Origin of the sequence: Clostridium sp. FS41 (assembly GCF_000954015.1) — a bacterium.
GTDB lineage: Bacteria > Bacillota > Clostridia > Lachnospirales > Lachnospiraceae > Enterocloster > Enterocloster citroniae.
Genome location: NZ_JYHN01000067.1, coordinates 187,379 through 199,292, shown reverse-complemented (window position 1 = coordinate 199,292; position 11,914 = coordinate 187,379). Strand labels below are relative to the sequence as shown.

8 protein-coding genes are annotated in these 11,914 nt (G+C 51.6%); 4 read left to right on the top strand and 4 right to left on the bottom strand.

The annotated features are described in order from the left end of the window. Positions 1-137 precede the first annotated feature (137 nt). Complete coding sequence (locus tag CLFS41_RS20680) at positions 138-1,541, top strand: PLP-dependent aminotransferase family protein (RefSeq protein WP_045093333.1); 1,404 nt, start codon at positions 138-140, stop codon at positions 1,539-1,541. Here CLFS41_RS20680 and CLFS41_RS20675 read toward each other — a convergent pair. Further along, positions 1,508-2,800, bottom strand: a complete 1,293-nt coding sequence (locus CLFS41_RS20675; RefSeq protein ID WP_007863785.1) for a RelA/SpoT domain-containing protein — start codon at positions 2,798-2,800, stop codon at positions 1,508-1,510. The two genes, CLFS41_RS20680 and CLFS41_RS20675, sit on opposite strands and share 34 nt — an antisense overlap. 161 nt (positions 2,801-2,961) lie before the next feature. On the opposite strand from CLFS41_RS20675, the gene CLFS41_RS20670 reads away from it, so the two are divergent. Both CLFS41_RS20670 and CLFS41_RS20665 read left to right on the top strand, forming a co-directional pair. Continuing rightward, on the top strand, positions 2,962-4,899 hold the full coding sequence (locus tag CLFS41_RS20670) for a leucine-rich repeat domain-containing protein (protein WP_045093332.1): 1,938 nt from the start codon (positions 2,962-2,964) through the stop codon (positions 4,897-4,899). Positions 4,900-4,997: 98 nt separating this feature from the next. Next, on the top strand, positions 4,998-6,200 hold the full coding sequence (locus CLFS41_RS20665) for an FprA family A-type flavoprotein (RefSeq protein ID WP_045093331.1): 1,203 nt from the start codon (positions 4,998-5,000) through the stop codon (positions 6,198-6,200). A gap of 227 nt (positions 6,201-6,427) precedes the next feature. Here CLFS41_RS20665 and CLFS41_RS20660 read toward each other — a convergent pair whose 3' ends face one another. Further along, positions 6,428-6,775 carry a helix-turn-helix transcriptional regulator gene (locus tag CLFS41_RS20660; protein ID WP_007863788.1) on the bottom strand — a complete coding sequence of 116 codons (348 nt, stop codon included), beginning with the start codon at positions 6,773-6,775 and terminating at the stop codon, positions 6,428-6,430. A gap of 172 nt (positions 6,776-6,947) precedes the next feature. On the opposite strand from CLFS41_RS20660, the gene CLFS41_RS20655 reads away from it, so the two are divergent. Continuing rightward, complete coding sequence (locus tag CLFS41_RS20655) at positions 6,948-8,333, top strand: sensor domain-containing diguanylate cyclase (RefSeq protein ID WP_007863789.1); 1,386 nt, start codon at positions 6,948-6,950, stop codon at positions 8,331-8,333. On the opposite strand, the gene asnB is transcribed toward CLFS41_RS20655, so the two are convergent. Further along, positions 8,309-10,162 carry an asparagine synthase (glutamine-hydrolyzing) gene (asnB, locus tag CLFS41_RS20650; RefSeq protein WP_007863791.1) on the bottom strand — a complete coding sequence of 618 codons (1,854 nt, stop codon included), beginning with the start codon at positions 10,160-10,162 and terminating at the stop codon, positions 8,309-8,311. The genes CLFS41_RS20655 and asnB overlap by 25 nt on opposite strands. 58 nt (positions 10,163-10,220) lie before the next feature. After that, a complete protein-coding gene (locus tag CLFS41_RS20645; RefSeq protein ID WP_045093330.1) occupies positions 10,221-11,594 on the bottom strand; it encodes a hypothetical protein in 1,374 nt (457 codons plus the stop codon). Between the last annotated feature and the right edge of the window lie 320 nt (positions 11,595-11,914).

Here is an 11,914-nt window from a genome sequence, read left to right as displayed (position 1 = left end):
TTTTTCTTATGATCACATGCTATAAATACATGCTATAATGAAATGCCGTATTTATATGCTATAATTGTATGCCATACAAGAATAGTATTTTAAAGGTACAATTTGGATGGTATAATGGCATCAAAAAGGAGATAGCCATGCCAGTCAATTCATTTAGTGATTACCCCATGTCCTGGGCGCCGGATAAACAGGAACTGACCTATCCCGTCTATTATTGTCTTGCGGATATGATGGAGAGGGATATTAAAAGCGGGAAGCTGTCCGCCAATACGAAGCTGCCTCCTCAGAGGGAGCTGGCCGATTTTCTGGATCTGAATCTGAGTACCATAACAAAAGCATACAAACTCTGTGAAATGCGCGGGCTGATCCACGCAGTGACAGGAAGAGGAACCTTTGTGACCCCCTATGCAAATGTGTCCACCTCAACGGTGGAAAAGAGCACTGCTCCAAGGATTGAGATGGCTCTGATCCATCCCTTTTATGAATCCAATGCCGCCATCAGGGACCTGACCGTTGAGATCTTAAAAAAACCCTTTTCAGAGCAGCTGTTTGAATATTCCCATCCATTGGGGGACAGGGGACAGATCCTGGCCGGCGCCCAGTGGCTGTCGCGGTTCGGGCTGGATGCGGGCGAGCACAATACCATCATTGCAGCAGGGGCCCAGAACGCCCTTGCCACCATATTGTCATCCCTGTTTGAAGCAGGGGACCGTATTGCGGTGGATACCTATACGTATCCCAATTTCATCAGCCTGGCCAATCAGCTGTATCTGCAGCTGGTCCCCATTGAAAACGACAGGGAGGGAATGCGGCCCGACCAGTTGGAAAGCGCCTGTGCCCTGCAGAACATCAAAGGCGTTTACATGATGCCGGCGGGAAGCAACCCCACCAATATTGCATGGTCGGATGCACGAAAAACGGAGATTGGCGGGATCATCAGGAAAATGGATCTGATGGGAATTGAGGATGACAACTATGCCTCTCTCTTGGAAACCCCATACATCCCGGTTACCCTGGAGGCCCCCGGAAACTGCATTTATGTCAGCGGGCTGTCCAAGCCTCTGTGTCCCGGACTGAGAATCGCGTACCTGTATGTCCCGGAATCATATATCAATCCCATGGAGCAGGGGATCTTCAGCCAGAACCTGAAGATATCTTCTTTAAACATGGAGATTGCGGCCGAGATCATCCGAAGCGGCCTGGCATGTAAGATTATACAGAAGAAGCAGAGATCCGCCCTCAGGCGCAATGGGATATATGTTTCCTATTTTCCGGACAGACCGGCCTGCATGGAATCATACTATCAATGGCTGGAACTTCCCGTGCACTGCACCGGAAGATTGTGCGAGGCTGAGTTGGCACGCCTGGGAGTCAGTGTATTCGGCGCCGAGCGGTTCTCCGTGGGAAACCAAGTAAAAGCAAATGCGGTGCGGGTTGCCACCTGTTCAGCGAAAAGTGATGAGGAGCTGAAACAGGGGCTTACCATACTGCGCGGTCATATCAGGGATCAGGAGGAGGCATCCCCCTCCTTTATCGTATGAGTTTCCGTCTTAGCATCGCCCTTTACAAGGCGGTGGGCCAGGGCCTGGTATACTTCGTGGATCTCATCCCCCTGATGCATCAGTTCCTCCACATCCGGCGTCTCAATGTCATGGATCAGCACGTTCCTGGTCCTGCGCAGCGCGCCCACTTTGTTGGAAAGATCCTTGTCAAGCACGTTCATCCGCCTCAGCGTATTGATGTTAAAGGCGCCGTATGATTTGGGAACATTGCGGCAGGCCGCTTTGTTGAGAAGGTTCTCCAGCGGAACCCACTGGCCGAAGAAATAGTCAATGGCTTTTAGGGATTTGGGATCCGCATTTTCATTGCCGGTCCGCAGATCCTGATATATATGGTAGCGCTTTTCATTGCCCGTGATGATCTGGTCAATGATCTGCTGGGAAATGTTGCGGCGGTCTTTTTCAAATTTTACTGATTTTAATATGGGCTCGATATCTTTTACTTTAACGATCTTCAGCTTGCTCAAAAGCTTAAACAGCAGTTCTATGTTTCCCAGGCGCAGCTCAATGTCCTCCTGCTTCAGGTGATTGCTCATATAGTTGTAAAGGTAGGAGGCCAGGTCGTACTGGCTGCTGAAGGTGGTGTCTTTATTCTTGATCCGCTCATTTCCGGCACTCTGAAGGCGTTCCAGGGCAATCTCACCTGTGAGTACCAGCCCGTTCAGCTCGTCCAGGATAGAAAGCTCCTCATCGGACAGGGCGCCCTGGAGCGGTTTGTAGATCAGGTCGTGCTCCACCTCGGACCAGGCGTGCATGAGCACGGAAGCCACCTGTATCTCCACCCGGACAGAAGTGTATTTTTTCTGGGCAGGAACAACGGATCCCTCGCTGATGTGGATCCTGTAATGGTTGGCCCAATAGCCGGAAAAACGCTTGTTGTAGGTGGGCGGTTTGGACTGTTCCGGGAACTGCTTGTTTTCCAGGACCGTAAACAGATCGTTGATCAGGGCGCCTGCCTTGTCCCGGTCGCCGGGGAAGTAAAGGGATACGCGCACTCCTGCCAGGTCAAACATATCATCATAAATTTCCTTCATGCTCCTGTATGGGGTTTCCCGCTCTGAATTCCTCAAAATGGCTTTGTTTCTCAGCCTTCCCGGGTTCTTGGCCCTGGAAGTTACAATGGCACGGATACCGGCGGCCTGCAGCGCTGTCTCCAGCTGTTTGGCAGCCAGACGTCCGGCATTTTCATAGAATGTATATTTTTTTCGGTAGTTCTCTATAAATTGGCTGATCAGATCCAATATGAACACCTCCGTTCCTGTTTCTGGATAAAAACAGTATATCGTAATGCATGTGATAATTCAAATACTTTCAGGTCCAGGTGTATTCTTTTCTATTTCCAATTTATGTGATACAATGGAAAACATATATAACATATGATTTTCAGAAAGAGAGAACAGGGATGAAGCTGACAGAACTCAAATGCACTGCCTGCAACGGAACACTGAAACTGGATGAGAAGAACCCCCACATAGCGGTGTGCGAATACTGCAGGTCCCGCTATGTGCTGGAGGACGAGGGGGAGGGGAATGTCCGTCTGTCCTCCCAGCCGATCAGGATGAATTATGTGCCCCAAACGCCGGGGGGATCAAAGCAGCCTTCCTCATCCGGGAAGCCTTCCGGGCGGGACAAGGAGGGATGGATACGGGCAGGAGCTGTCACAGGCCTGGCCCTTGTGGTCTTGGCGCTGGTGTTCGGACCGGGATTAAAAAAACAGTGGGATGGATCCAAGGGGCCCGGGCCCGTGTCAGTGACAGACAGAAGAAAAAACGGAAGCGGTGGGGCTGTTACAGAGTCAAAGGCTTTGGAGGAACCAAAGGAGGAAAAGGCCGAGCTTACGGGCCTGTTTGGGGACATGGCTTCCATTGCCATTGGAAAGCCAGCCGGCAGTCTGACGGATGAGGACCTGGCAGGTATCCGGTGGGTGGAGTATAAATATTCCTCCGACCATATCCTGGCCGGATACAGCTTTGAGGATCCGATGGAGGACCAGGATGCTGACCTTACATGGCTGGAGTTTGACCGGGACAAGACAAAGATCGATATGAAGGCATTGTCCCGTTTTACGGGGCTTAAAGCCCTCAGTGTGGCAGGATATGTATCTGCCGGAGATATTAAGGGGTTAAAGCTGGAGCGCATCAGCTGCTATGGAAAGAGCATGCAGGAGGTGGCAGCTGCCTTTGAGGATCCCGGACAGCTAAAGGATCTGCGTGTCAGCGCGGGACTGAAAGACCTGGAAGGAGTGGGAGTCTTTACAGGGCTGGAGCGCCTGACCGTCAGGGGATCGGATCTGACGGATATCAAAGCCCTGGCCGGCATGAAAGGGCTTAAATCCCTGACCATGGAATACTGTAATGAACTAAAGGATTTTTCCGTTCTGTCCGTGATGACCTGGCTGGAGGAGGTGTCGGTCCAGTCTGAAAACATGAAGGATATAGGTTTTGTGAAAAGCATGCCTGCTCTGACCTCATTGTCCCTGTCAAGGGCCGAGGTCCTGAACCTGGACAGTTTGAAGGGGAATACCACTCTTAAGTCCCTGGCTGTTGAGGACTGCAGCAAGGTGACGGACCTGAGCGCCGTATCAGGGCTGACCGGGCTTACGAAGCTGCGTCTGGATGTGCCCTATAACTGTCCTCAGCCTGATCTCAGGGGGCTTAGCGGGCTTAAAGAGCTTGCGGTATCCGGAATGGATACGGTGGGATATCTGGCAGGCATGGGGGAGCTTGAGGAACTGGTTCTGGAGTGGGTGGATATCGATGCCACCTCGGCCTTTGCGGGGCTTACAAACCTTAAAAGGCTGAAATGCTCCCGCATTCCGGATACCACCAAATGGGGATTTGTCAGCAAAATTCCGGCCTTGGAGATACTGGATCTAAACGGTGTGGCTACCTATGAGGACATATCGGGCCTGTTTGGAATGCCTGCCCTGAGGGAACTTTATCTGAACGGGGTGGAGTGTGAACTGGATTTTGGAAAGCTCTCCCCCAATGGGAACCTGGAAGTGGTGGAAATGGACGGAGTCAAGTTATATAAAAATGTTCAGATCAGCGGCGGGGGAGGGATCGTGTACGTGGACTATGACAAGGTAAGCCTGGATGAACACACGGACTTCCTTGGAAACTATCCCGGACTTAAAAGCCTTAGCCTGTCCGACAATATGCTCACCGGCCTGGAGTTTGCCGCGGCTTTGCCGGAACTGGAACATCTTACGGTCAGGGATAATTACATAACAGACATAAAACCCCTGGAAGGTCTGGGCAGGCTGCGCTTCCTGGACTGCACCGGCAATCCGGTGGAGAATTACAGGGTCCTAAGCCAGGACGTGACCATCCTTCAGTAAGTGTACACTAAATAATACAGTGACAATCTGGGTAAAATGTAGTATACTTCTAAACGAAATAAAACATTGATTATCATTTAACGAAAGGATGACTGAATATGTACTGTGTAAAACGCATTAAAGATGACCTGTTCTGGGTTGGCGGTACGGACCGCAGACTGGCCCTGTTTGAGAACGCATTTCCCATTCCCAGGGGTATCTCCTATAACGCATACCTGCTTCTGGATGAGAAGACGGTTCTGTTTGATACCGTGGACCGTGCCATTACAGAACAATTCTTTGAGAATATAGACGCTCTTTTAAAGGGACGGAATCTGGATTACGTGGTGGTGAACCACATGGAACCGGATCACTGTGCAACCCTGGGTGAGATCGTGCGCAGATATCCCGAGGTTCAGGTTATTTGCAATGCCAAGACCGTTCCCATTATCAAGCAGTTCTATAATTTTGATATTGATTCCAGGGCTGTCATTGTTAAGGAAAATGATACCCTGAGCACGGGAAAACATACATTTACCTTTATCATGGCTCCTATGGTGCACTGGCCCGAGGTGATGGTGACCTATGATATCACGGACAAGATCCTGTTTTCCGCCGATGCCTTCGGCACATTCGGCGCAATGAACGGAAACATCTTTGCTGATGAAGTAAACTTTGAACGGGACTGGCTGGATGATGCCAGAAGATATTATACCAATATTGTGGGTAAATACGGCCCGTCTGTACAGACTCTTTTAAAGAAGGCCTCTGCCCTGGAGATCCATACCCTGTGCCCCCTTCACGGACCTGTGTGGAGAACGGATATCGAGTGGTATGTGAACAAATATCTGACCTGGAGCAGCTATGCGCCCGAGGAAAAGGCCGTGATGATCTCATACGGAAGCATTTACGGCAACACGGAGAATGCGGCCAATATTCTGGCAGGCATGCTGGCGGACCGGGGCGTAAGGAACATTGCCATGTATGATGTGTCCTCCACCCATCCTTCCATTATGATCTCCGAGGCATTCCGGTGCAGCCATCTGGTGATCGCGTCCGTTACCTACAACGGCGGTATCTTCAGCAACATGGAGCATTTCCTCACAGACCTGAGGGCCCACAATCTGCAGAACAGGACAGTGGCCATCATGGAGAACGGTTCATGGGGCGTGCTTTCCGGAAAACAGATGAGAGAGATCATCGGTTCCATGAAGAATATGACGATCATGGAACAGTCGGTAACTGTAAAATCCTCATTAAAGGATGTTCAGATGGCTGAGCTGGAAGCAATGGCGGACGCCATTGTGGAGTCCATGAAATAAACCGAGATCGCCCATTGATGATCAATGTTTTTCATACCGGATCAGTGAGATGACAGGAAACAACAAAAACAGCCTGCGGCGCAACAGATGGTGCCGCGGGCTGTTTTTCTGTATGGTCATACATTGCAGTACATGAAAAATATGTACCTTAATGAATATCTTGTTGTATTTTTTTTGTTCTCGTAGTAAAATAATTAAGGTATACGGGAAAATTTGGGGGAGCAGGATCACGGGGAATCAGCTGCCTTGCTCCGCATCAGTTCCGTTACATACCGGACAGCGGGAAGAAGCGCCTTGGCCTCTGCCTCGCTGCAGTTGTGCAGTTCCCAGAGAAGCTGCTGTTTGGCGTCTCCCAACGCCTCAGCGCCCGGATAAAATATTCTGTCCGCCGGGATCCTCAAAGTGGTAACCAAAGGATAGAGAACCTCGAACTTAGGATTCCCGCGGAAGTTTTCAATATTAATAATGGTACGGACATCAATTCCCAGCTTTTCAGCCAGGGATGCCTGGGACAGTCCCTGTTCTTCCCGGGCTTTGCGGATGACCGTACCTAAAGTTTTAACGTAATCATGCATTGTGATTCACCTCAATACTAGTGTACACTACAGTTCTCATATTATGAATTACTATGGGATACATATATTTTATGAATTAAAATACACTTGCATACCAGGCACGAATACATGGAAACTTATGCATCACAGTGCCGGGTCAGGGGAATGTTGCAGGAAAGGAAGAAATTGGTTCATGGATGGGAAGTTGGATGAAAGGAAGCCCCAAAACCGCATGGTGCTGGACGCGGAACGGGAAAAAGAATATGCAGGCTCCCTTTCCGGGATTTTTGATGAACTGGTGGAGTGCAATATAGCTACCGGCCAGTGCAGGAGCATTTTTTTTACAAAGGATAAGAGCTGCCTTTGTGTGAACCGGACCCTGGAGGATTTCCAGGCTTTTGCATGGGAGAGGATCCATCCCGAGGAATGCGGGATGTTCCTGGGGATATTCAATAAAAAACGGATGGAGGAAGCTGCCGGAAAAGGAGAGCATTTATACCTGGAATTTCGCTGTCTCAGGAAAACGGGAGGCTACACCTGGACCCGGGTGCTTCTGATACCGGAAAAACACTGCCGGGACATCATGCTGTGTTACGGGATCGACCTGGGCCAGGAGGACCGGGAGGTCCATGTACTGAAGCAGATTGTGGACCGATATGTGTACAGGAATTGTGATTATCTCATCTGCCTGGACGCATCCAAGGATGCCTATACCCTGCTGCGCAGAAATGAGGGGGCGTCCCTGTTCCCTCCTGACTCATCCGGCAGCTACAGCCGGATGATCGGCTTTTTCATTGATACATATGTGGCCAAGGAGGACAGGGAGCGGGTCAGAAAAGAAATGCAGATGGATCATGTGTTGTCCGTGCTGGACAAGGAAGGGGAGCACACGGTCTCCTACGGGGTGACGGACTCCGGGAAGGGGTATTTCCGCAAGCGGTTTCAGTATGTATATTATGACAGGGCCAACCACATTGTGCTTCTCATGAGGACCGATATCACCAAGGAGTACAAGGAGCAGTGCAGACAGAAGGAGCGGCTGCGGGATGCCCTGCAGCATGCCAGGGTTGATTCCCTAACAGGGCTTTTCAACAGACAGGCCATCCACAGGGAGATCGGACGGTTCTTAAATGACCCCCGCCATCCCCGGGCCGTCCTGCTTTTCATGGATCTGGATAATTTCAAGAATGTCAATGATACCATGGGACACAGGAGCGGGGACCAGGTGCTCTGCCAGGTGGCGGAACTGTTCCGCAATACCCTGCGTTCATCTGATCTGATCGGCAGGGTTGGGGGGGATGAGTTTGTGGCATTCCTTACAGGCGTTGTCTCCGAGGAGGAGGGAATGGAATGCGCCAGGCGCCTGTGTGATGCGGTGGGAGGGATCACGGACCCAATGCTTGGGCCCATGAAACTGTCCTGCAGCATAGGAGGGGCCGTGTGCCCCAGGGACGGACAGGATTATGACACACTGTTTGTAAAGGCGGACGCGGCCGTTTATGAGGCAAAGCACAGGGGAAAAAACCAGTGCGTGTTCTATATGCCCGGAATGGATCATTCCACCAGTTCAATGTCATAGGTTTTCATCCAGAAGTTGATCTGCAGGATATAGGCCATCATCTGGGGGCCTGCCATCAGCTGGCCGTACCAGGGTTTGCCGTAGTCGCCGGGATTGGACAAGAACAGTTCCAGCTTTTTCCGGTCCAGGAACTGCATCACGGGCGCATGGCTGTCGGACATCATTTCCCGGACACGGCCTGCCAGCAGTTTTTCATAGGAAGTATCATATGTTTTTGGATAAGGGGACTTGCGCCTGAAGAGGATATCTTCGGGAAGCAGTCCCTTTGCCGACTGCCTGAGCAGGTTCTTTACCACCCCGTCCCTGGTCTTCATATCCCAGGGTACGTTCCACACATACTCTATGATCCTGTGGTCCGCAAAAGGAACCCTGGCTTCCAGGCCTGAATACATGCTGGCGCGGTCCATCCGGTTCAGAAGGGTCTGCATGAACCACCTCAGGTTCAGGTAGGCGATCTCCCTGCGCCTGGCTTCCACCGGCGTATCCTCGGCCAGGACAGGGGTTTCTGCCACGGAGCGTTCGTAAGTGTTTTTTACATAATCGTCCATGTCCAGATACTCCAGGAAGCTGTCGTCAAGCAGGATCTTTCTGGCATTTAGGTCCATGGTCCAGGGGAACGTATGGGCTTCAAAGCACTCTTTTTTGTGAAACCAGGGATAGCCGCCAAAGATCTCATCCGCGCACTCGCCGGTGAGGGCCACCTTGTTGTATTCCTTGACCATGGAGCAGAACTGGAGCATGGAGGAATCAATGTCCCCCATGGCGGGCAGGTCGTGGGCCAGAACAGAGTCATAGAGCCGGTCGGCCTGGGTGAGATTGCCGCATTCCAGGTAGTGGTGGTCACTGTCCAGAAACTGTACCATACGGTCCACAAAGGGGCGGTCCTGGGAGGGCTGGAAGGAATTGGCCTTAAAATACTTGTCATTGTCCACAAAATCAAAGGAGAAGGTGGTGAGCTTCTTTCCCTGCTTTCTCAGCTGCGCGGCGCAGATTGCGGATACCAGGCTGGAATCCACGCCCCCTGAAAGAAAGGTACAGATGGGCACATCGGAGACCATCTGTCTGCGCACCGCGTCCTGTACCAGGAAGGATGTCTTTTCAACGGTTTCTTCATAGCTGTCCTCATGGGGATGGCTTTCCAGCTTCCAATAGCTCTTAAGACGCAGCCCGCTGTGGGAACAGATAAGGAAATGTCCTGGCAGCAGCTCTTCCATATCTTTGAATACGCCGCATCCGTAAGTCCTTGCAGGGCCGATGGAAAATATTTCGTTCAGTCCTTTTTTGTCCAGTCTGGGGCGGATGCCGGGATAGGCAAAGATTCCCTTTGGCTCTGATGCAAAGATGATCTCCTGGCCCCGTACCATGTAAAACAAGGGTTTTACACCGGACCTGTCTCTGAACAGGCACAGCCGGTTTTTGGCAGTGTCCAGGATGGCAAAGGCAAAGATGCCGTTTAACTGCTTTACAAACTCCGGACCGTACTCCATGTATCCGGTGAGAATGACCTCGGTGTCGCTGGAGGTCTGAAAGGAGCGGCCGCAGCGGATCAGGTCCTGGCGCAGTTCCTCCGTATTGTAGAGCTCTCCGTTGTAGACAATGGCAAAGGTCTGCCCGGAGCCGGATTTCACCATGGGCTGGCGGCCGCCGGACAGATCAATAATGGACAGGCGGGCATGGGAGAGCCCGCCGTGTTCCGCCAGATACAGGCCGCTGTCATCCGGCCCCCGGTGGCGCTGCCGGCCGGCCATGTCGGCCAGAACGGTTTCGTAATGTATTTTTTCTTTCAGGTAATGGTCATGGGGGTTATAAAAACCAGCAATTCCGCACATAATCAGTTCCTCCTCGTTCTATGAGATATAAACTGCCCGGAGCGTGCTTTGAACACGCCTAAAGCAGGAAACAGGCTGCAATAAAGGTACACAGAAAGCCCAGGCATACGGGGACCAGATTCTTTCTGGCCAGGTCCAGGGGGCTTACGTTACAGATGGCGGCCACAGGGATAAGGCCCCATGGTACAATGGTGCCTCCGCCCACAAAGATGGCGGTGATCTGTCCAAGGGCTGCCATAACAGGTACGGACGCGCCGGTGGCAAAGCCAAAGGTGCGGGCCAGGGAACCGGTGAGAGGAAGGCCGGAGAAGCCGGAGCCGTCCAGTCCCGTAAGGCTTCCCACCGCCATCTGGATCAGGGCGGCCACGTATTTGTTCAGGGGGGCATTTTGCGCCAGCCACATGGCCCAGTCGTTCATGATCCCGTGGGAAAATCCCTGGCCCATGATGGCTGCGATCCCTTCTCCGCCTAGAAAGAAGTAAGCGCCAATGATGATCACTGGTGCAAAGATGCGGATGGCAAAGAGAAAACCGTCCGTCACATACCCGGTCACCTTTTCTAAGGACTGTTTCCCGAAACCCAAAAGCGCGCCCAGGCACATGAGGATCAGGGCAGTGCCCGATACCATACTGGTGGCGCTGTTGCCCTTTAATTGAAATGCCAGCATCAGAAGAATATCCCCCACAAATGCCAGGGGGGTGACAACGGCCATGATCACAGCGGCCCTTCGGTTCTGCGGCGGATCGGTGCTCTCGGTCTGGATGGACAGGCGCAGCCCCTTTCCTTCCATTTCCTCCCTGTTTAACAGATATGCGCTTCCCACCGTCACAATACCCATAACCCAGAACACAGGCCATGCCTGATGAAGGATGCCTGTGGTGGTAATGCCTGCCGCGCCTGCGGAGACAGCGGGTGCGCCCTGGATGACAAAGTCATAGCTTAAGGCAAATCCGTGGCCAAAGAGGTTCATGGCCATGGCTGCCGCCAGGGGATTCAGTCCGGCCTTTACTGCAAAGGGAAGCATAATGGTGCCTACCAGCGCCACCGAGGGGCTGGGCCATAAAAAGAGAGAAAAGACAAACATGGTCAGACCCAGGATCCACCAGGTGATGGAGGGGGTTTTCATGATTCTGGACATGGGGACCATCATCAGATAATCACTGCCAAGGTCCTTTAAGCATTTGGAAAGGGAGGTGACCAGGGCTATGGTGGCCAAAACCTCCATGAATTCCTTTCCGGCATAGAGAATGGCATTGAACACGGTCATAATCCCTCCGGTAACGGATTTAAGACCGATCAGTCCAAGGATGAAAAGAAAAGCAATACAGACAGCCGGCGTGTCCCGCCTCATGACCATGACAGCCAGGATGACGATGACGCCTATGAGATAGGCATAGTGCAGGGGAGTCAGCGCTATGGTGGATTCAATCATATGAGTCACTCCTGTTATTTGAGAATATAATCTATAGTATGAGAAAAATCAGGCAGCGGTGAAATAATCCTTATTTTGGGGTTGATTTTATGGCGGTGTGCTGGTATGCTTAAATAACGGAATAAAATAAACAATGAAAGGAAGTGAACCTAAGTGGAAGGTCGAAGTCGTAAGATGGAAGCAGACAATTATCATAAGCGTGTGGTAGTGGGAGCTGTTATGGCGGCTTTGGTCCCGCTTTGCTTTCACTGCCGTTAACAGACTGATACAGGGCGCCTTTGCGCGTCTCCTCATGCGTTTATGATGATAGCCATGGATTA

Bases quoted from the DNA above. Each gene is read 5' to 3' on its own strand.
- CLFS41_RS20680 (WP_045093333.1), top strand. From the start codon at position 138: ATGCCAGTCAATTCATTTAGTGATTACCCCATGTCCTGGGCGCCGGAT.
- CLFS41_RS20670 (WP_045093332.1), top strand. From the start codon at position 2,962: ATGAAGCTGACAGAACTCAAATGCACTGCCTGCAACGGAACACTGAAA.
- CLFS41_RS20665 (WP_045093331.1), top strand. From the start codon at position 4,998: ATGTACTGTGTAAAACGCATTAAAGATGACCTGTTCTGGGTTGGCGGT.
- CLFS41_RS20660 (WP_007863788.1), bottom strand. From the start codon at position 6,775: ATGCATGATTACGTTAAAACTTTAGGTACGGTCATCCGCAAAGCCCGG.
- CLFS41_RS20655 (WP_007863789.1), top strand. From the start codon at position 6,948: ATGGATGGGAAGTTGGATGAAAGGAAGCCCCAAAACCGCATGGTGCTG.
- asnB (WP_007863791.1), bottom strand. From the start codon at position 10,162: ATGTGCGGAATTGCTGGTTTTTATAACCCCCATGACCATTACCTGAAA.
- CLFS41_RS20645 (WP_045093330.1), bottom strand. From the start codon at position 11,594: ATGATTGAATCCACCATAGCGCTGACTCCCCTGCACTATGCCTATCTC.